A 20782-nucleotide genomic window follows, 5' to 3' on the forward strand; every position below is an offset into this window, starting at 1 on the left:
GCCGGCTCCGCCGACGAGAACCGTGCTGTGCATTGCTTAATCCTCCTCCTCGGCAGCTCTTTCGAGAGGGCTGTCCGCAGCCCTTGCCAAGGCTCCGAGGATGCTTTCGAGGTCCGCTGCTGTGTCGGCACAGAACCCTTGATCGTTTTTGGAAATCGACACCATAGCCTCGTTGAAATCCTGTGTGCCCGGACCGGACTCCTCGATGAGGCGAACCGGGAGGATCATCCAGTTCTTGCCCGACCTGAATGTCCACTCTGTTTTCTGAGGCGCTGAACGCGCGGCTGCTTCGAAAACGGCCTTCAGTTCGTCGTGTGGATGTGCGAAGCGCCATCCCAGGAAGGCGACCTGAAGATTCCCTTGGAAGGGATGTCTCTCGGTCGGTGACCTGAACCAGACGATCTGTCCGAAGCGTTCCAGGACCTGCCTGGCCCGTTTACTCCTGTTCGGAAGGGCCTCATCTCCCTCTTCGTTCACCGCCGCCCCCAGGGAGAGGGCGCCTTGTATTCTCCTGCGGTCCTCACGATTTTCTCTCCTTCATTTGAAAGACGTATCGCGCGCTCGTAGTCACCACGTGGTATTGGCCGGTCGCTCAACGTGGGGTCGTAGACGTAGCGACCATCGGTGTACACCTCATGGAACATGTAGTCCTCGAGTATCTCCCCTCCGCGCTCAGGGATCCTGATGTCGTTTCCTGAATATGTTGTGTAGTGCACTATCCTCCCCTCGCCATCTGCTCGATGAGAGATGAACGAGCTGATGTCTGAACAGTCGATCTCGGATCCCTTCGGAGCAGCTCGCATGGCCTCCGTGAGAACCGCACTCGGCGGATGTTCCAGGTTTGGGCCACGGAAGTCGAAGGGACCGCGATCGTCCGGGCAGGGGGACAGCCCCAGCGGGTCGCTCCACGTGTGCGGGTTGTGGACGTACGTCGCCGGGTTCGGGGCCGGGGCCAGGCCCAGCGGGTCCGGGGTGAGGTAGCGGGCCGGTTCGGGGTCGTAGTAGCGGAAGTGGTTGTAGTGGAGGCCGGATTCCGGGTCGAAGTACTGGCCCGGGAAGCGGAGGGGGGTGTACGCCGTGGCGTCGCGGGTCCATGTCGTCGTGCCCCAGAGGGTGGTGCGGGAGCGCCACGCCAAGGTGCCTGACTCGTCGATGAGTTCGGTCGGGGTGCCGATCAGGTCCGTGACGATGGCGAAGAAGCGGTCGTCGGGGGAGTCCGAGCGGCGTTCCGTCTGGGTCAGGGGGCGCAGGCCCGCATGGTCCCAGGTGAGGGTGACGGAATCCGTGGTCTGTTCGCAGAGGGTGGTGCCGTCCCAGGTGAAGTGCACCTGTTCCGACGGGGACCGTTTGGAGACGCGGCGGCCCAGGGGGTCGTACGCATACCTCCACACCGTGCCGTCCGGCGTCGTCACCGACGTGAGGCGGTCCTCCGCGTCCCAGGTGTAGCGCCAGGTGTCCGGCTTCCGGGACAGGCGGGTCTTCTGGCGTAGGACGATCCGGCCCTGGGCGTCGTGTTCGTAGCGGACGGCGCCCGCGCGGGTGATGCGGGTGCCCGTGTACGCGCGGGGGCCGGTCGACTCGTGGCCGGGATGGGTGGACGGCCAGGCCGCCTCCGTCTGGTTGCCCGCCTCGTCGTATGCGTACCGCTCGCTCCAGCGGTCAGCGTGGACGGCGGTGACGCGGCCCGACGCGTCCAGGTCGAAGCGGCGGCCGCCGGAGAGATCGTCGGTGAGGGAGAGGAGGTTGCCGTCAGGACGGTAGGCGTAGGCACGGCGCTGGAGACGGTGGCCACGGGCGCCGGTGATTTCCTGGGACGTGAGGCGACCTTGCACGTCGAAGGAGGAGGAGAGGGAGGCGAAGTCGCCGACCGTGCGCGCCGTTTCGCGGCCCGCCGCGTCGTAGGCGAAGGCGAGCGTGCGGCCCGACGTCGTCAACTCCCGCCTGCGGCCCGCCGCGTCGTACGACCATGTGCTCGCCACGCCGCCGGGCGTCGTCCTGCCCGTGCGCCGGCCCACCGCGTCGTGCGTGAAGGAGACCGTACGCCCGTTCACCGTCTCGGACACGAGGCGGCCGAAGCGGTCCCGGAGCCGTACCAAGGACGCGTCCGGGGATGTCGCCGCCGCCAGTTCGTCGAAGACGTCGTACTCGTACGTGGTCACCGCACCCGCCGCGTCCTTGCGGACCACCTGGCCGAGCGCGTTGTGCGTGAAGTCGATCCGCTGTCCGGCTCCGTTCGTGCGGGATGTCAGGCGGCCCGCCGCGTCGTACGCGTACGTCAGCGTCCGGCCGTCGAAGTCCGTCTCGGAGGCGAGCCGTCCGGCCGGGTCGTACGTGTAGGTCCATGTCAGGCCTTGGGGGTTGGTCACCCGGGTCAGGCGCAGGTCCTTGTCGTGCGCGAACTCGTACCGCACGCCGTCCGGGCCCATGCGGGACGTCAGCAGGTCGAAGTCCGTGTACTCGAAAAGGGTCGTGCCGCCCATGGCGTCGGTATGGGTGAGGCAGTTGCCCTCGCCGTCGTACGTCCAGGACTCGACCGTGCCGTCCGGCGCGGTGCGGCGGGCGATGCGGCCCTCCACCGTCCACTCCAGCAGCGTCACCGCGCCGAGCGGGTCGGTGATCCGCACCGTGCGGCCGAAGCCGTCCCGCTCGAAGCGGGTCGTCGCGCCCAGCGGGTCAGTGATCTCGGTGGGCAGGCCGGCCCGGTCGGTGCGGATCCGGGTGATCGCCCCGAGCGGATCCGTGACGGCCGTGAGCCTGCCTGCCTCGTCGTACGCGAACTCCGTCCGCGCGCCCGAGGCATCCGTCACCGACGTCCGGTTGCCGCGCTCGTCGTAGGTCTGGCGGACCGTCGTCCCGTCCGGGCGCGTCACCCTCACCGGGAGGCCCAGGGCGTCGAGTTCCGCTGTCGAGCGGCGCCCGTCCGGGCGGATCAGAGCGGTGGGGCGGCCGTTCTCGTCGTACGCCCACTCGGTCCTGTGGCCCAGCGGGTCCGTGCGGGACAGCAGGAGGCCCCGGCGGTCGTGCTCATACCGGGTGACCGCGCCGTTCGGGTCCGTCTCGGCAGTGATCCGCGCCCGGTCGTCGACCTCGTACGTGGTGGTGCGGCCGAGGGCGTCGGTGAAGGCGGAGAGTCCGTCGGCCCAGGTGAAACGGGTGGCGAGATGGCCGTTCGCGCCCCCCTGGGAGACACAGCGGTGGCGGTCGTCGTAGACGTAGTCGAAGTGGCTGCCGTTGGTGTCGGTCCAGGAGGTGATCCGACCGTGCTCGTCGTAGCCGAACCGCAGCGGCCTGCCGGAGGAGTTGGTGACGGAGGTCAGGTGGCCGTCGGTGTAGCCGTAGCGGAGGATCTCCTGGTCGCCCAGGTGCAAGGCTGTTACCCGGGCTCCGTCGGTCGTCAGGCGCAGGTGGTAGCCGCCGTGGTGGACGATCGAGGTCGGCGCGCCGTCCTCGGCGTACTCGAAGGTGATCGAGTTGCCGTTGCGGTCGTCGATCTGGGTGAGGACGGCCAGGTCGCAGCCGTGCGTGGTGGTGAAGTGGCGTACGAGGCCCGTCTCCGGGTCCGTCACCGTGTACGCGCCCCCGTCCACGTCGCGGTCCAGTGTCCAGCGCCTGCTTCCGTGCGTCGGCAGCACCGGGACACCGGGCGCCGGGTGCGGGTACGCCAGCAGGCTGCCGTCCTCGCAGAGGAGGACGACGCCCTCCGCGTCGATCTCCAGGCGCTGGTCGACCGTGCTCGCCCAGGTGGGACCGAACCAGCGGCCCGCGCGGTAGGAGGACTCGAAGGCCCGGGTGAACGGCAGCGGCAGGATGCCCGGCAGCGTGAGGTCCGTCTGGGGCAGGACCATCCGGCCGGTCGCCATGTCGACCGGATCCTGTGCGCAGGTCTTCTCACCCGTGCAGCGGCTCTTGTCGTTCGGGTTCCCGCTGTGTTCCTGCCGGCCCTTGCCCTGCGGGCCGTTGGCCAGGTCCTTTGTCCGGATGAGTGTCTTCAGGCCACCGCCGGCGCCCTTCGTGCCGATCGCCTCGGGTATCAGGCGGCCCAGGGACTCGCTCGGGTCGCTCTTCAGTGACTCCCAGGCGCCCTTCAGAGCTCGGTCGGGGTGGGCGGCCGTGGAGGCAAGACCGGCCAGGTTCAGAGCGGCATTCTTGTAGAACTCGGCGGGGTGGGTGACGTTGTACGGGTCCAGCGGGTTGACCGCGCGGGTGTAGGTGACGATGCCGACGACACCCTTGACGGCGCCCCCGGCGAGATGCAGCATCTCGGCGCCCTGGCCGGTGACGTGATCGGTGAAGTCCATCCGGAGCCGGTCGGCGGCCGATGGCTCGGCCGGGGCGTGCGCCAGGGCGGCGGCGACCGCCTTCTTCGCCGTGTCGGCGGCCTCGTCCCGCTGGCGCCGGGCGTCGGTGAGAATCTCCTGGGCGCGGGCGCGCCGGGCGTCGCCCGGGTCCTTCCCCTGAGCCGGGCAGGGCAGCGGTGCGGCGCCGCCCAGGGACGCCTTGTAGGCGGCGACCTCCTTCTCGTACGCCGCCCGCGCCGCCTCGGAGGAATCGTTTCCCTGCTTGTGCAGGGCGATCGCCTCCCCGGCCTTGCCCTGGGCCCAGGCGACGGTCGTACCGTACGCCTCCAGGGCGGTGGCGGCGGCCTCGAAGGCGTCCGCCGCACGCAGCCAGTCCGTCGGCAGGGCCTGGAACTTCTCCCGGAAGGCGTTCGCCGCCTCGCCCTTCCAATGGCCGGAGTCCAGCGCCTTCAAGCCTCTGCCGATGCTGTCGAACGCCGACCGGAAGTCCCGGAGGTTCTTCACCGTGGCGGTGATGTCACCCGGGTTGCCGTGAATCAGCTCGTTCGGCTCCTCGGTCTGCCCGAGCCGCGCCTCGCCCACGGCCGCGCCGAGCGAGGACGCGGCGCGGTCCCCCCAGTCCTCGACCTTGTCCGCCGCACCCTCGGCACCGACCATGTCCAAGCCTGCACCGACCACGTCGGTGGCCTTGTCGATCCCGGTGCCGAACAGTTCCCCCCACTCCGGCATGTTCAGCGATCCCCCCGGTTCGGCGTGATGTCGCGCGCCGTGTCCCGCCCGATCCGCTCGACGTCCTCGTGTGCGCGGACGAAGGAGTCGCCGCTCCAGTCGGCGCCGTCGTAGACGGACTGCCGGTTGATCTCGTCCCAGCTCTTGCGCGTGACCTCGTCCTCGGACAGATGCGGATTCCCGTTGCCCGCGTTCACCACGATCTTGAACGTGTCCTTGACGTACCGCTCCTGTTCGTGGAACGCGCCCGCGGACACTCCGAGGCCGGCCGTGAGCTGGTTCGCCCGCCGCATCAGGTCCCGTACTCCCCAGCCCCAGCGGCTGCAGAACGTCTCGAACTGCTCCGCGAGCCCCTGATGGCCGAGCTGCACCCCGGACAGCGCCAGCTCCGAGAAGCCGCGCCCGGTGATCGCCGCCTGGCCGACCGTGAGGTCCTTCAGCTCTCCGTGCGCCTTGTCGATTCCCTGTGCGATCAGTTCGAGGGCGCCCTCCGGCGCCGCCAGGTCCGGATCGTTTCCGCTCATTCGCCACCCCCGAGATCGACGGCCGCTCCGTCCGGCACGACACCCCTCACCGGGGGGAACAGCGCTCCGTCCGCGCTGCCCGCGTCCAGCGCCACCCCCGCCGGCACGCCCAGCTTCGGCACCAGTACGTCGAGGAGCCGGGCGCCGAGCACCGTGCGGTACTCCCACGCGCGGCCGGCCTCACCCTGTGCTCGCGCGAATCGCGCCAGCGCCGCTTCGTCCGAGAACGCGCAGATCCAACGCACCCCGCCCTGCTCGGCCGACCACAGACTCCCGTACGGATCGACCGGCACCAGCACCGCCGTACGCCGGAACTCGCCCAGCAGCACCGCGAACTCGCGCCGTGCCGCTGTCGCCCGGTTCTCCGCATCCTGGCCCGGCCCCAGACGTGGAACCGGACCCGGAACCGGACCCGGAACCGGCCCCGGAACCGGATCCGTCAGCTCGGCCAGATCGGACAGTCGCATGCACCCACCCCCCCGGTCACGCACACGGGTGCGATCATCACACGCTGTCGTTCCCGATTGCAATCGCGTTGGCTGAAAAACGGCCGTGGCCGCCGGTCCCCTGCGGGAGCGGCGGCCACGGCCGGTGCGTGCGTGTGGGACTCAGTCCTTCTTCGGCTCCTCCAGGCGCGGGAAGAGCACCGCGCCCTTCGTCACCGTCGCGCCCGCCGGGAGTTGGCCCCACTCGGCGGCCGACTGGACCGGCTGGGTGGGGAGGGCGCCCAGGGAGGCTTCGGCGCCCAGGGAGTCCCAGAGGCGCTCGGAGGTCTCCGGCATGATCGGGTTCAGCAGGACCGCGACCGCGCGCAGGGACTCGGCGGCCGTGTACAGGATCGTCGCCAGGCGGGCGCGGCCCTCCGGGCTGTCGTCCTTCGCGACCTTCCACGGCTCCTGCTCCGTGATGTAGCCGTTGACCTGCTTCACGAAGTCGAAGATCGCCAGGATGCCGCCCTGGAAGTCCAGCTCCTCGCCGATCTTCCGGTCGGCCTCCTCGACCGCCTTCGCCAGGTTCTCGTGGATCGCCGTCTCCGCGTCGCCCTCGGCCGTCGCCGCCGGCAGCGCGCCGTCGAAGTACTTGCCGACCATGGCCGCCACGCGCGAGGCGAGGTTGCCGTAGTCGTTGGCGAGCTCGGAGGTGTAGCGGGCGGTGAAGTCCTCCCACGAGAACGAGCCGTCCTGGCCGAACGCGATCGCCCGCAGGAAGTACCAGCGGTACGCGTCCACACCGAAGTGCGAGGTCAGGTCCTGCGGCTTGATGCCGGTCAGGTTCGACTTCGACATCTTCTCGCCGCCCACCATCAGCCAGCCGTTGGCCGCGACCCTGCCCGGCACCGGCAGGCCCTGCGCCATCAGCATCGCCGGCCAGATGATCGCGTGGAAGCGCAGGATGTCCTTGCCGATGAGGTGCACGTTCGCCGGGAACGTCTCGTCGAACTTCGCCTGGTCGGAGCCGTAGCCGACCGCCGTGGCGTAGTTCAGGAGCGCGTCGATCCACACGTAGATGACGTGCTTGTCGTCCCACGGGACCGGAACGCCCCAGTCGAAGGTCGAGCGCGAGATCGACAGGTCCTCAAGGCCCTGCCTGACGAAGTTCACGACCTCGTTGCGGGCCGACTCCGGCTGGATGAAGCCCGGGTTCGCCTCGTAGAACTCGATCAGTTTCGGGCCGTACGCGCTCAGCTTGAAGAAGTAGTTCTCCTCCTTGAGGATCTCCACCGGCTTCTTGTGGACGGGGCACAGCTTCGTGCCGTCCTCCGCCTCGATGAGATCGCCCGGGAGCTTGTACTCCTCGCAGCCCACGCAGTACGGGCCTTCGTACCCGCCCTTGTAGATCTCGCCCTTGTCGTACAGGTCCTGCACGAACTCCTGGACGCGGTCCGTGTGGCGCTTCTCCGTCGTCCGGATGAAGTCGTCGTTCGCGATGTTCAGGTGCTCCCAGAGGGGCTTCCACGCCTCCTCCACGAGCTTGTCGCACCAGGCCTGGGGCGTGACGTTGTTCGCCTCGGCCGTGCGCATGATCTTCTGACCGTGCTCGTCCGTGCCGGTGAGGTACCACACCTTCTCGCCGCGCTGACGGTGCCAGCGCGTGAGCACGTCGCCTGCGACGGTCGTGTAGGCGTGGCCCAGGTGAGGAGCGTCGTTGACGTAGTAGATGGGGGTCGAGACGTAGTACGACTTCACGCCGTTCGCCCCCTGCTTCTCGGATCCAGTGGCCGCCATGGTCGAAATCCTAACGGCCCGTTCAAGATCCACTCACATCGATAAAGGGCCCCGGGAGACGGAGAGGTCCGCGAAACGTTTCCCGGCGTAGAAAGCATCGTGCACAGCAGCGAGGAAGAGAGCATGCGAGTACTGGTCGCCGAGGACGAGCAGGTCCTCGCGGAGCTGGTCGCCACCGGACTGCGGCGGGCCGGCTTCGCCGTCGACACCGTCTACAGCGGCGACGCCGCCCTCGCCTACCTCGGGCTGCACGACTACGACGTCGTCGTCCTCGACCGCGACCTGCCCCGCGTCCACGGCGACGACGTGGCGCGGGCCCTCGTCGCCGGGGCCGCCAGGACCCGGATCCTGATGCTGACCGCCGCCGCCACCCTGGAGGACCGCGTCGAGGGGCTCGACCTGGGGGCCGACGACTACCTCGGCAAGCCCTTCGAGTTCCCCGAGCTCGTCTCCCGGGTGCGCGCCCTGCGGCGGCGCAGCGCCCGTCCCGTACCGCCGCTCCTCGAACGGAACGGGCTGTGCATGGACAGCGTCCGGCGGACCGTGACACGCGACGGGCGGGACCTCGACCTCTCCCCGAAGGAGTTCTCCGTGCTGCAGATCCTGCTGGAGGCGGACGGCGCGACCGTCTCCGCCGAGGAGCTCCTGGAGCGCGCCTGGGACGCCCACACCGACCCCTTCACCGGCGCGGTACGGGTCTGCATGAGCAAGCTGCGCGGCAAGCTCGGCGAACCGCCGCTGATCCGTACGGTGCAGGGCGTGGGGTACGCGCTGTGAGCGGCGGTCCGATCGGTTCGGGCTCCACGATCCGGACGCGTATCGCGCTCGTGTACGGAGCGGTCTTCGTCGTCCTCGGCGGCTGCCTGCTGGGGGTCGTGAACCTGCTCTCCCGCGCCGGTACGGAGGGCGAGGCGGAAGCCATCGCGGCGCGCGTGCGGGTCGTGGAGCCGTTCGAGACGGTCACCGTCCACCGGCTGAGCGACGACGTCAGCCGGGCCGCCGGCGAGCAGATGCTGATGTGGTCCTGCCTGGCGCTCGTCGTCATGGCCTTCGTCGCGGTCGCGGTGGGCTGGTGGACGGCGGGGCGGGTGCTGCGGCCCGTCCACGAGATGACGGCCCGGGCACGGAGGCTGTCCGAGCGGAACCTGCACGAGAGGATCGCGGCGAGCGGGCCCCATGACGAGCTGAAGGAGCTCGGCGACACGATCGACGCGCTGCTCGGACGGCTGGAGACCGCGTTCGACAGCCAGCGGCGGTTCATCGCGAACGCCTCGCACGAGCTGCGGACCCCGCTCGCCACCCAGCGTGCGGCCATCCAGCTCGGCATCGACGACTCCTCGGAGGTCAAGCAGGTCCTCCTCGACAGCAACCGGCGCAGTGAGCGGCTCATCGAGGGGCTGCTGACGCTGGCCCGGAGCGAGCGGGGGCTGGAGGAGCGGGAGGACGTGGACCTGGGCGCGGTGGTGGCGGAGGAGTGCGAGCGGTACGGGGTGGTGATGACCGGCGACGGCGGCGGGGTGCGCGGGAACCGCGTGCTGCTCGCCCAGGCGGTACGGAACCTGCTCGCCAACGCCGTCGCCCACAACGTGCCCGGCGGCACCGTGGAGGTGACGGTGGCCGGCGGCGCGGTGACCGTCGTCAACACCGGGCCGGTGGTCGCCCCCGGCGATGTGCCGGGGCTCTTCGAACCGTTCCGGCGGGGGGAGGGGCGCGACCGGATGGGCCCGGGGGCGGGGCTCGGTCTGTCGATCGTGCGCTCGATCGCCGCCGCGCACGGGGGGAGCGTGGAGGCGGTGGCGCGGGGGGCCGGGGACGGGGGCGGCCTGGTCGTGACCGTGACGTTGCCCGTCACGGTCGCCGACCAGGCCGCGGCCCGGCGTTAGAGCCCTTGCCCGGGGGCTGGGCGCCCGGCGCTGGGAGGTCCGGCGCTGGGGGCGGAGCCCCGGCGTTCCGCGCTGTGGTGCCCGGCGCTGGGGGGGGGTGCCCGGCCTTTCGGCTGTAAGGCCCGGTGTTCCGGCGGTGGGGCCGCCGTTCGGGGTCAGTTCTGCCAGTCGGCGAGCAGCCCGCGGAAGAAGGCGGGGTGCGCGGTCTCGGCGGGGGTCGGTCCGGCGAGGAAGGTGCCGGTACGGGGGGCGGTGAGCTTACGGAGGTAGTCGAAGGCCTTGTTGTCCTCGTCGCCCCAGGCCACGAACTGCCAGTGGATCGGGCGCTCGGCGGCCTGGGCCAGGGCCTCGGTCGCGGCGGTCTTCGACTCGGGGGCGCCGTCGGTCTGGAAGACGACGAACGCGGGCCGGGTGGGGTCGGTCTTCTCGTGGTGGGCGAGGACCTCTTCGACGGCGCGGTGGTAGTTGGTACGGCCCAGGCGGCCGAGGCCCGCGTTGATCTCGTCGATACGGCCCTCGATGCCCTGGGGGCGGAGTTCGGCGGTGCCGTCGATGTCGGTGGAGAAGAAGACGGCGGTGACGGCGGCGCCCTCGTCGAGGTGGGCGGCGAGGGCGACGGTCTGCTCGGCGAGGCGCTGGACGGAGCCGTCCTTGAAGTACCCGCGCATCGACCCGGACCGGTCGACGACCAGGTACACGGCGGCCCGCGCCCCGAGAAGCCCCAGCTTCTTGAGCACGGCCCCGGCGGCCTTGTACGCGTCGGCGAGCTGGGGGGCGTCCGCCTTGACCTTCGCGAGCGGCGTGGCGGAACCGGCCCCGGCGTCCGCGGGAGTGGGGGTGGCGCCGGGCGCCTGAGCGTCGGCGGACTCGGCCTCCGGCTCGGTGGCGTCGGTCTCGGCTGCCTCCGCGTTGGCCTTGGCGGACTCGGCCTCGGGCTCGGTGACCTGTGCGTCAGCCTGCGGTGCGTCAGCCTGCGGTGCGTCGGCCTCGGCGGCCAGCGCCTCGGACGCCTGAGCGTCGGCGGTGTCGGCCTCGTCCGGCTCCTCCTCGGCGGCGGCCTCGGGCTCGGGCGCCTGCACGTCGGCCTCCGGTGCCTCGGCTTCGGCGGCGGGCGCCGCGGCCTCGTCCGGCTCCTCCTCGGCGGCGGCTTCCGCCTCCGCCGGGGCCTCGAGCTCGGGCTCGTCGGCGACGGGCTCGGCCTCCGGCGCGGGCGCGTCCGTGGTGGCGGTGGCCCCGGCAGGTTCCTGCGGCTCCGCCGTGACCTCGTCGCTGTCCGGCGCGGCCGTGGAGGCGTCGTCCTCCGGCTCGTCCACGCGGGGCGCCACCTCGGTGCCCTCGGCGGCGTCCGCCTCCGGAGCCTCCGGCTCGGCGGTCGCGGCCGTCACGACCTCCGCCTCCGCCGTGGTGTCGATGTCGGTGTCGTCAGCGGCGGCCTTCGGCGCCTCCGCCTCCGGCCCCTCGTCGGCCGAGGTCTTCTCGCTCCCGACGGTCGCTTCCGCCTCCGGCGCGTCCACCTTCGGCACCTCCGGTGCCTCCGGCTCCGCGGTCTCCTCAGCGGCCGCCTTCACGTCCTCCGCGGGAGTCTGCCCCGCTTCGTCCGCCGCCGGCTCGACGTCCGCCGTCACGTCCTCCGCGGGAGTCTTCTCCGCCTCGTCCGCCTCCGGCTCGACGTCCGCCGTCACGTCCTCCGCGGGAGTCTTCTCCGCCTCGGCCGCCGCCGGCACCTCAGCCCCAGCGTCCGCCGTCGACCCGGTCGACCCCTTCGATCCCGTCTCCGCCGCGTCCCCACCCGCGCCCGGCGCCGGAGTCGCGGCCCGCGCTCGGGGCTCCGCCGTCGCCGGTACCTCCGCCAGGCTCTTCGACGTGCGGGCCTGCGGGACCTTCGGGTTGTCGAAGGCCGCTGCCACCAAGTCGTCCGCCGCGCGCTTCGCCGCGTCGTCACCCGGGGTCGGGGACGGGACCGTCACCGACCGGGGCTCCTGCGGCGGCGTCGCGCGTTCCGGCGCCGACTGGGGCGGGACGGAGGTTGCCGGAGTTTCGTCGTGCTGGTCCGCACGGTCGCGTCCGAACACCTTACGCAGCAAGCTCCGAATGCCCATGGGCGAGGCCTTTCGCATGAGTTGGGTGCGGTGAATGTCCGTACTGGGAGGATCATCCCTGGCCAGGGCGGACACGTAAGGTTAGCGGCCCCGGGTGAGTCGCCTTCGGCGCCCCGACACGCGGTGTCGGCGGCGCCTGTCGCCCCCGGTCGCCACGCATTCACCCATCGTTCACCCTGACGCCTCCCCCGTGCACAGAGGCACACATAACGTCGCCGCCGAACGTATTCCCGACACCATGTCGGCGCAGGCTGCGCCGGAGGAGGACGAAGTGCGCAAACTGCTGCCGCTGCTGAGCACCAACCCGCACGGAGGCGGCCGTTCCGCCCTCACCTGCCGGTTCCGCTGTGGTGACGCCTGCTTCCACGAGGTGCCCAACACCAGCGACAACGAGTACGTCGGCGACGTCATAGCCGGCGCGCTCTCCCGCCGCTCCATGATGCGCGCCGCCGCCGTCGTGACCGTCGCCACCGCCGCCGGGACCGGCGTCGCCGTCGGCAACGCCCCCGTGGCCGAGGCCCTTCCGCAGGGGCGCCCGCAGGCGCCCGGTCGTGCCGACGGCGCTCGTGGACTGCGTTTCGCGCCGGTCGCGCCCAACACCGCCGACAAGGTGACCGTTCCCACCGGCTACTCCCAGAACGTGGTCATCCGCTGGGGCGAGCCGATCCTCCGCGGCGCCCCGGCCTTCGACGCCGACAAGCAGACCGCCAGGGCGCAGGCCGGCCAGTTCGGGTACAACAACGACTTCCTCTCGCTGCTGCCGCTGCGCGGGGAGCGCGGACGTCAACTGCTCGTCGCGAACCACGAGTACACCGACGAGATGCTCATGTTCAAGGGGTACGACTCCGAGAACCCGACCCGCGAGCAGGTCGAGATCGCCTGGGCGGCTCACGGTCTGTCCGTCGTCGTGGTCCAGGAGGAGCACCGCTCCGGCAAGCTCACGCCGGTCACCCGCCACCCGCTCAACCGCCGCCTCCACACCACCAGCGAGTTCGAGCTGACCGGCCCCGCCGCCGGCTCGCCCCTCCTGCGCACCTCCGCCGACCCCGCCGGCCGCACCGTGCTCGGCACGCTCAACAACTGCGCCGGCGGCACCACCCCGTGGGGCACGACGCTGCACGGCGAGGAGAACTTCAATCAGTACTTCGCCTACGGCTCCAGCGCCACCGACAAGCGGTACGGCATCGGCACGGGCGCCTCCGAGCGCAAGTGGGAGCGGTTCGACAAGCGCTTCGACCTGCGCCAGGAGCCCAACGAGGCGCACCGCCAGGGCTGGGTCGTCGAGCTCGACCCGTACGACCCCGACTCCACGCCCCGCAAGCGCACCGCGCTCGGCCGCTTCAAGCACGAGGCCGCGCAGCCCCGTCTGACCGACGACGGCCGTCCCGTCGTCTACATGGGCGACGACGAGCGTTTCGACTACTTCTACAAGTTCGTGTCGTCGAAGCGGATGAAGAAGGGGAACTCGCGGGCCGCCCGCGAGCACAACCTCACCCTGCTCGACGAGGGCACGCTGTACGTCGCCAAGCTGACCGGCGACTCCCCGCAGGACGTCGACGGGAGCGGCAAGCTCCCCAACGACGGCGAGTTCGACGGCTCCGGCGTCTGGATCCCGCTCGCCACCGGCGACGTGTCGCACGTGCCCGGCATGACCGCCGACGAGGTGTACGTCTTCACCCGCCTCGCCGGTGACAAGGTCGGGGCGACGAAGATGGACCGCCCCGAGGACGTCGAGCCGTCCCCGCGCTCCGGCCGCGTCTACGTCGCGCTCACCAACAACTCCAACCGCGGCAAGGGCACCAACCCGGGCGCCGACGAGGCCAATCCGCGCAACCTCAACAAGCACGGGCAGGTCCTGGAGCTCGCCGAGCACTGGGACGACCCGGCCTCCGACGGCTTCGCCTGGCGTCTCTTCCTCGTCGCCGGCGACCCGAACGACCCGGCCACGTACTACGCGGGCTACCCGAAGGACAAGGTCAGCCCCATCTCCTGCCCGGACAACATCGCCTTCGACCCGTACGGCAACCTGTGGCTGTCCACCGACGGCAACGCGCTCGGTTCGCACGACGGTCTGTTCGGTGTCGCCACGCACGGCGAGCGGCGCGGTGAGCTCAAGCAGTTCCTGACCGTCCCGAACGGTGCCGAGACCTGCGGCCCGATCATCCAGGACCGCCGGGTCGTCGTCGCCGTCCAGCACCCGGGCGAGGTCGACGGCGCGTCCGTCGAGAAGCCCGCGTCGGCCTGGCCCGACGGGCCCGGCAGGATCGTCCGCCCGGCCGTCGTCGCCGTGTGGCGCGAGGACGGTCGCGACATCGGCGTCTGATCCGCCGTGCGGTCCACCGCCCGATCCGGTGCCTGATCCGGCGTCCTACCGGCGAGCCGGTGGGCGACCGGTGAGGAGCCGGTGGTGTGAGGGGCCCGGGGGGAGCCCCTCACACCACCCCGAAGCCCTCCCGGAACCGTACGAACTGCTCGGCCGGCTCCCCCGTGTACGACCACGGCACCCACGAGGCGCGCGGGCCGAGCATGCCGAGCAGCTCCCGTGCCATCTCCGCCTGGCCCGCGTAGCAGGCCGCGTGGGCGAGGTGGTTGAGGTCGGGGACCTCCTCGGGCGCCACCGGCCGGCCCGGCTCGCGCCCGCCGATCCAGCGGGCGTACGTCCGGCGCAGCTCGGTCACCGCCAGCTCATGTTTCCAGTGCTGGTCGAAGCCGCGCACCGGGCCCCGGCCGAGCGCTCCGTCCACGATGTGGCGGTACTCCTCCACCCGGGCCACCTGGACCAGGATCGGCAGCGGGGAGCCCGGCGGCGCCACGCCCGCGGCGTCCCGCGCGAAGTCGTACATCGCCCCGTGCGTGCCGTGCCACCGCGCCGACAGGTAGCGCAGCAGTTGCGCGTGCGCCTCGGTGTTGTACGGGTCGCGCCGCCGCACCTCGTCGAACCACTGGCGCAGTTCGCGGCGCGGCACCCCGCCCTCGTAGAGGCGGGCCACCGACAGCAGCGAGACCCAGGGCATCGGGTCGGCGGGCGCGGCGTCCGCCGCGCGGAGGCAGGCGTCGACGGTCGTGTCGAGCCTGCCCCGGTCCACGGCGTTGCCCCGGCCGGCCGCGATGGCCGTGTCGAAGACCCGTACCACCTCGGTCGCCGCCCGCAGCACCGCCGCGTCCGGGCTGTCCGGCTCGGCGGCCCGCCAGGCCTCGACCGCGGAGCTGCCCGCGGCGGCGTGCGCGAGGAGCCGCAGCCGGTGCGTGCGGCGGGTCCAGTCGTCGCCGGTGGCGGCCAGGAGATCCCGTACGCCCTGCCAGCGCCCGATGACGATGTCGTGCCGGGCCTCGGTGAGCGCGCGGTCCCCGAAGTCCGGGTCGAAGTCGGGCGTGAAGCGGGCCGATCGGGACGCGCGGCGGCGGACGGCCATCAGTCTCCCTCCTTCGGGTCGGCGCTCGGGCGTGATCGGGTGACCTCAGAAGTCGGTGGCGAGCGACTCGTCCGCCCGGCGGGCGCGCGGTGTGCTGGGCGCGAAACGCTCCGCCGCGGCCAGGGCGCGTACCGCGTCGAGCCGGGCGGGGCGGTAGTACGCGCTCCCCTTGCGCCAGTACACGATCATCGGGACGACGCCGACGAGAAGCCCGCCGATGCCGATCGTCAGCGCGGTCCTCGACAGTTCGGTGAGGGACTCGACGAACGCCCAGAGCATGAACACGGCCCCGAACAGCGGCCACACCCCGCCGAGCAGGAAGTTCCGTACGGAGGTCAGCAGCACCGACTTGTACGCGACGACGGCGGCGATGCCCGCCAGCCCGTAGTAGAACGCGATCTGCAGGCCGATCGCGGCCACGCCGTCGCTGAGGACGCGCCCCACCGAACCGGCGGTCGCCGCCGCGCCGAACATCAGCAGCGCCGCGAGACCGACGGCGGCGATCGCCACCCAAGGGGTGTTCCAGCGGCGGTGCACGGTCCCGAGCGCGGCCGGCATCGTGCGGTCGCGCCCCATCGCGAACAGGGAGCGGGTGACCTGGATGAGGGTGGTCTCCAGGGTGGCGACCGTGGACAGCAGCACCGCGACGATCAGCAGTTTGCCGCCGACGCCCGGCCAGATCTCCTGGCCGAGGACGGCGAGGACGTTGGCACCGGCGGACTCGATCTGCCCGGCGCTCAGCAGCACGTTGACCGAGATCGTGAACGCCTCGAAGAAGAGGAAGACGACGCCGACGCCGACGAGCGCGGCCAGCCCGGCGGTGCGGCGGCTGTCGCGGGTCTCCTCGCTGAGGTTGCTGGTGACGTCCCAGCCCCAGTAATAGAAAGCGGCGATCAGCGCGCCCGACGCGAAGCCGGCCGGCCCGTCGAAGTGGCCGAAGCCGAGCCAGGACCAGTCGAAGGCGGTGGCGTGGCCGCGGTGCGCGAGGGCGGCCAGGATGAACACGACCAGGATGGCGATCTCGACGCCCGACATGAGGAGTTGGGCCCGTACGGTGAGCCGGGCACCGCCCAGGACCACCAGCAGCATCATCAGGAACCAGCCCGCGCCGACGGCGGCGGCCAGCGGGGTGTTCTCGGCGAGCGCGGGATCGAAAAGGGACAGCGTCAGCGCGCCCGCCGGGACGGATCCGGCGACCATGAAGACGGTCGCGGAGACGACGAGGGCCCAGCCGGAGAGGAAGCCGAGGAACGGGTGGAGCGTGCGGCCCACCCAGGAGTATCCGGCGCCCGCGTTGACGTCGATCCGGCCCAGCCGGGCGTAGGCCAGGACGATGCCGAGCATCGGCACCGCGCAGTAGAGCAGCGCGGCCGGTCCGGCCAGGCCGACCGCGCCGAAGAGCACGGCGGTGGTGGCGGCGAGCGAGTAGGCGGGGGCGCTGCCGGCCACGGCCATGACGATGGTGTCGAAGGTCCCGAGAACATTGGGCTGGAGCCCTCTGCCGGTGGTGGTGCGCATGGCGATGTCCTTGGGTGGCACGGGGAGATGGCGCAGGACGAGGCGACCGTGCCGGTCGGGTCGGATCTCCCCGGTGGAAGCACGGGTCAAGGTGAATCGAGCGCATCGTAGTCGCACGAGTGGGTTCCGGTAACGGCGGTACGGAAGGTTCCATCCGGTGACCGCCGGTAAGTTCGATCGGCTGACTCGGGGCGGTGGAACGCGGGTTCAGTCCGGGTCCTTCCGGGGCGTGGCGATCGCGCGGGCGGCCCGTACCTCCTGGCGCAGCGGTGCGAGGACGCCGTCCTCGTCCCCGCCGAGTTCCGTCCGGACCTCCACCAGGACGTCGCTGCGCCGCAGTCCGTCCGCGAGTTCGCGCAACTCCCGTTCCAGGGCTTCCACTTCTTCCGCTTCCGGGGGCGGAGCGCCGTGGTCGACCCGGACCCGGGCGGCGGTCGTCGCGTCCACGATCCGCTCCACGGCGACGACCAGCGGCCACCAGGCGGCGGCCAGGGTGCCGGCCGGCGGCGGCTCGGTCAGCGCCCGCTGGAACTCGGAGCGGACGGTGGACAGGTCCCGGTAGAGCGCGCGCCGGGCACGCACCCGGGCCGCCGGGTCCTCCGCTTCCGGCGGGCAGAACGCCCGCGCCACGTACGCCGCGGTGTCCGCGACCGCGTCAGCGAGCCGGTCGCCGATCCGGGTGCGCCAGGACTCCGGCCACAGCAGGTACCCGGCGACGAGGGCGATCCCGCAGCCGATGAGCGAGTCGTACAGCCGGGGCAGCACCAGGTCGAAGCCCTGCCGGTTGAGCAGGTCGGAGAGCAGCATGATGACGGGGGTGATCGCCGCGGTCTGGAAGGCGTACCCCTTGGCCGAGAAGGCGGGGATCAGGGCGGCGAGCAGCACCATCACCGGCACGTCCCACCAGCCGCGGGGCACCTGGGCGAGGACGAGCGCGGCGACGACGAGCCCGGCGGCGGTGCCGAACGCGCGCAGCACGGCGCGGGAGAAGACCGACCCGAAGTCGGGCTTCATCACGAACGTGACGGTGAGCGCGACCCAGTACGAGCGGGGCACGGCGATCAGCGAGACCAGCGTCTGGGCGAGTCCGATGCAGAGCGCGAGCCGCAGCCCGTACCGCCAGGACGCCCCGGAGAACAGCACGGCGCGGGCGGAGCGGCGGGCCCGGACGCTCAGCGCGGCGGGGCGGCCGAGCCGGTCGTCGGCGGCGAACGGCTTGGGCTCGGGCTCGCGGACGACGGCCGCGGCGTGTCGCAGGGCGTGGTCCACGGCCTTCTCGGAGGGGCGGGCCGGCTCGGGCAGGGGCGGGAGAGCGGCGTCCGTCCGGCCCTCCTCGACGGCGTCGGCCAGCGCGCGCACGGCCGCCGGGACCTCGGCGGGCAGCGGCCGGTGGAACCGTACCGCCGCGAGGTGCGCGGCCGGGGCGGCCTCCACCAGCGGGATGACCACGTTCAGCTGGGCCAGCAGCCGCACGAGGGCCGGGGTGCGGCCGTGGTGGCGGGCGCGGCGCGCCAGGACGAGGTCGTACGCCTGGTTGAGGGAGGTGGTGACGGCCTGGCGCTTCTCGTCGTACGAGGGTGAGCCGGCGGCTTCGAGGAGGTCGGCGACGGCCCGGTAGGTGCCGGCCACGGCCGTGCGTTCGGGCACCCCGCCGCGCAGGGGCCAGCCGAGCAGGGTCAGGACGAGGACGACGACCCCGCCGAGGGTGAGCAGGACGGGCGCCTTCCACCAGGGCTCGGGCATGGGCAGGCCCGCGCCGACGACGGCGTTGAGGAGGAGCAGCAGACCGGAGACGGAGGCGACGGCGCCGATCGACGAGATCATCCCGGAGGCGAGCGCGATCAGGGTGAGGGCGGCGACGGCGAGCCAACCCTGGCCGAAGACGAGGCTGCCGAGGGTGACGCCGAGCGCGCCGAAGAGCTGGGGGACGGCGATGTTGTAGAACCGCATGCGGTACGCGTCGGCGGTGTCGCCGATGACCCCGGACAGGGCGCCCATGGAGACCAGCGCGCCGTAGACCGGCCGGTCCACGGCGAGGCCGACGGCGAGCGGCGCGGAGAGCGCGATCGACGCGCGGACGACGGCGGCCCAGGGCACGGGCGCGGCCTGCGGCCGGAGCCCGGCGGTGAGCCAGGGGGGCGGGGAGAGCCGTGGGGTACGCGCCATGCGACCAACGTACGGGGAGCCGGGAGCGGGGAGGCGGGAGGCCCGGCTGGTCAGGTCCGCGCCGGGTCAGGTCCGCGCCGGTCAGGTCCGGGTGGTCAGGTCGCCGCGGTCAGGTCCGCGCCGGTCAGGTCGCTGCCGGTCAGGCCCGGCTGGTCAGGTCCGCGCCGGGTCAGGCCCGGCTGGTCAGGTCCGCGCCGGTCAGGCCCCGCGGGGCAGGCCCCCGCCGGTCAGGGCGCCTCGCCTCAGCTGCGGTAGTTCTCGACCTCGGCCGCCGGGCGGACCGCGGCGGTGTCGGGATCCTCGCCGAATTCGGCCTTGGCGCGGCGCTGGCGCAACAGGTCCCAGCACTGGTCCAGTTGCACCTCGAGCTCGGCCAGCCGGGAGCGCTCCTCGGGGAGCAGCCCGCCCGTGCGTTGCCGCAGGGCGCGTTCCTCCTCGACGAGGGAGCTGATGCTCTCCAGGATCTGGTCGTCGTCCATGCGGTCCATGTGGTCCATGCGTCCAGCGTGGCCGATCGGCGGCTCTCGTGCAGGTCGAGCGGCTGCGGCCGTACGCACCGGCCCCGGCAGCTGGTGTCAGTGGCGCAGTGCCTGGCCGATCTCGGCCTTCGTCGCGCCGGAGAGCGACCGGTTGCTGCGTGCCGTGGCCTTCTTGGACGCGCCCGGGGCGACGCCGTCGATGTTCACGACGACCGAGTCGAGCAGGCCCCCGCCGTCGTCGCGGAAGTTGACCATGACCGTGTAGTCGGCGTTCCCGTCCCCGGGATTGGTCGCCGTCACGTCGGCGACGGTCCGGTCCCCCTCCGTCCTCACCGGCCCGGCCTTGACGTCGGCGTCGGCGTTCACCCCGTCCGTGATCTCGGCCATCCGCGACGCCGCCGCCGCGGTGGCGGACGAGACGGCGTCCCCGACCTTCGCCCTGTCCTCCTCCGTGCAGGCGGTGGAGGACAGGGCGAGGAGAGCGGTGACGGTCACGATGGCCCGGGCCCGGGCGCGGCTCGTGGGACCCGCGGTGTGCTGGCTCATGGGCCCATCGTCCGGGCGACGGTTCGGAACCGATCGTTCAGCGGGGCCGAACGAGTGAGCTCAGGAAATCGGCGAGGGCCGCGTCGAACTCCTCCGGCCGTTCCAGGTTGGGCAGGTGGGCGGCCCGTTCGACGACCACCAGCGTGGAGTCGGGCAGCGCGGCGTGCATCGCCTCCGCGTCCGCGACGGGGGTGTACGTGTCGTCGCGGCCGACGACCACCAGGGCGGGTACGGACACGGTGGTGAGGAGCGCGCGGTAGTCCGGGCGCTCGGCACGGCCGCGCAGGGCGGCGGCCGCGCCCGCCGGGTCGGTCGCGCACATCATCCGGTGCACATGGGCGGCGGCGTGGGTGTTGTACGGGGCGACCATCCGGTCGAGCACCTCGTCGGCGTACCGGCGCATGCCCGCCGCGCCCTCCGCGAGCAACCGGTCGGCGACGGCGTTGCGGCCCGCCTTCCCCTCCTCGGTCTCGGCGGCCGGGAAGGTGTCGGCGAGGACGAGGCCGAGGATCCGCTCGGGGAAGAGGCGGTAGCACTCCATGGCGATCTGGCCCCCCATGGAGAGCCCGGCGAGGACGAACTCCTCGATGCCGAGCCGGTCGAGGAGGGCGGCGAGGTCCCCGGCGAAGGCGGAGAGCGGGGTGGTGCCGGGGACGACGTCGCTCGCTCCGTAACCCCGGAGGTCGGGGGCGACGACCCGGTGCGTGGCGGAGAACCGGTCGATTTGGGGCTGCCACATGGTGCGGTCGAAGGGATGGCCGTGGACCAGGACGAGTGCGGGGCCCGTGCCCTTGTCCTCGTAGCCGATGACGACTCCGTCGATCTCTGCGGAAGGCATGTTCGGAGGCTAGGCAGCCGCTCGCGCTCGGTGCAATAAAATCTTTGCTCTCGGTGCAATCGTG

General features: G+C 72.0%; 15 protein-coding genes. 3 read left to right on the forward strand and 12 right to left on the reverse strand.

Translation table 11 applies throughout. The features are described 5' to 3' along the window. Positions 1–36 precede the first annotated feature (36 nt). The 5 genes from ACIRB4_RS19965 to metG all read right to left on the reverse strand — a co-directional run bounded on the left by ACIRB4_RS19965 (position 37) and on the right by metG (position 7776). On the reverse strand, positions 37–477 hold the full coding sequence (locus ACIRB4_RS19965; RefSeq protein WP_403292894.1) for a hypothetical protein: 441 nt from the start codon (positions 475–477) through the stop codon (positions 37–39). Then, positions 474–5027: a putative T7SS-secreted protein gene (locus tag ACIRB4_RS19970; RefSeq protein WP_403292895.1), complete on the reverse strand. Its 4554-nt coding sequence runs from the start codon at positions 5025–5027 to the stop codon at positions 474–476. The genes ACIRB4_RS19965 and ACIRB4_RS19970 overlap by 4 nt, the downstream gene beginning before the upstream one ends. 2 nt (positions 5028–5029) lie before the next feature. Beyond that, the gene (locus tag ACIRB4_RS19975; protein WP_403292896.1) at positions 5030–5551 is read right to left on the reverse strand and encodes a hypothetical protein; all 522 of its coding nucleotides are present in this window, start codon (positions 5549–5551) and stop codon (positions 5030–5032) included. Next, the gene (locus ACIRB4_RS19980; protein WP_403292898.1) at positions 5548–6018 is read right to left on the reverse strand and encodes an SseB family protein; all 471 of its coding nucleotides are present in this window, start codon (positions 6016–6018) and stop codon (positions 5548–5550) included. The genes ACIRB4_RS19975 and ACIRB4_RS19980 overlap by 4 nt, the downstream gene beginning before the upstream one ends. Positions 6019–6159: 141 nt before the next feature. Continuing rightward, positions 6160–7776: a methionine--tRNA ligase gene (gene metG, locus ACIRB4_RS19985; RefSeq protein WP_403292900.1), complete on the reverse strand. Its 1617-nt coding sequence runs from the start codon at positions 7774–7776 to the stop codon at positions 6160–6162. A 123-nt stretch (positions 7777–7899) separates the two neighbouring features. On the opposite strand from metG, the gene ACIRB4_RS19990 reads away from it, so the two are divergent. Beyond that, positions 7900–8553, forward strand: a complete 654-nt coding sequence (locus ACIRB4_RS19990; RefSeq protein WP_403292901.1) for a response regulator transcription factor — start codon at positions 7900–7902, stop codon at positions 8551–8553. After that, positions 8550–9659, forward strand: coding sequence for a sensor histidine kinase (locus tag ACIRB4_RS19995; protein ID WP_403292903.1), 1110 nt, complete (start codon positions 8550–8552; stop codon positions 9657–9659). Before ACIRB4_RS19990 ends, ACIRB4_RS19995 begins: the two co-directional genes overlap by 4 nt. 155 nt (positions 9660–9814) lie before the next feature. Here the strand turns inward: ACIRB4_RS19995 and ACIRB4_RS20000 are convergent, their stop codons facing one another. Then, positions 9815–11626 (reverse strand): VWA domain-containing protein, encoded by a 1812-nt coding sequence (locus ACIRB4_RS20000; RefSeq protein WP_403292905.1) that lies wholly within the window; start codon positions 11624–11626, stop codon positions 9815–9817. 403 nt (positions 11627–12029) lie between these two features. Between ACIRB4_RS20000 and ACIRB4_RS20005 the strand changes: the two genes are divergently transcribed. Continuing rightward, complete coding sequence (locus tag ACIRB4_RS20005) at positions 12030–14081, forward strand: PhoX family protein (RefSeq protein WP_403292961.1); 2052 nt, start codon at positions 12030–12032, stop codon at positions 14079–14081. A gap of 109 nt (positions 14082–14190) precedes the next feature. Here the strand turns inward: ACIRB4_RS20005 and ACIRB4_RS20010 are convergent, their stop codons facing one another. The 6 genes from ACIRB4_RS20010 to ACIRB4_RS20035 form a co-directional block, all read right to left on the reverse strand. Then, complete coding sequence (locus tag ACIRB4_RS20010; protein ID WP_403292906.1) at positions 14191–15171, reverse strand: hypothetical protein; 981 nt, start codon at positions 15169–15171, stop codon at positions 14191–14193. Positions 15172–15216: 45 nt separating this feature from the next. Then, complete coding sequence (locus ACIRB4_RS20015; protein WP_403292962.1) at positions 15217–16689, reverse strand: APC family permease; 1473 nt, start codon at positions 16687–16689, stop codon at positions 15217–15219. A gap of 207 nt (positions 16690–16896) precedes the next feature. Beyond that, positions 16897–18855: an FUSC family protein gene (locus ACIRB4_RS20020; RefSeq protein WP_403292908.1), complete on the reverse strand. Its 1959-nt coding sequence runs from the start codon at positions 18853–18855 to the stop codon at positions 16897–16899. 242 nt (positions 18856–19097) lie between these two features. Continuing rightward, positions 19098–19334: a DUF2630 family protein gene (locus ACIRB4_RS20025; protein WP_403292964.1), complete on the reverse strand. Its 237-nt coding sequence runs from the start codon at positions 19332–19334 to the stop codon at positions 19098–19100. A 96-nt stretch (positions 19335–19430) separates the two neighbouring features. Next, positions 19431–19880 (reverse strand): hypothetical protein, encoded by a 450-nt coding sequence (locus ACIRB4_RS20030; RefSeq protein WP_403292910.1) that lies wholly within the window; start codon positions 19878–19880, stop codon positions 19431–19433. 37 nt (positions 19881–19917) lie between these two features. Then, positions 19918–20718 carry an alpha/beta fold hydrolase gene (locus ACIRB4_RS20035; RefSeq protein WP_403292912.1) on the reverse strand — a complete coding sequence of 267 codons (801 nt, stop codon included), beginning with the start codon at positions 20716–20718 and terminating at the stop codon, positions 19918–19920. Between the last annotated feature and the right edge of the window lie 64 nt (positions 20719–20782).

Origin of the sequence: Streptomyces sp. NPDC093600 (assembly GCF_044764755.1) — a bacterium.
Taxonomy (GTDB): domain Bacteria; phylum Actinomycetota; class Actinomycetes; order Streptomycetales; family Streptomycetaceae; genus Streptomyces.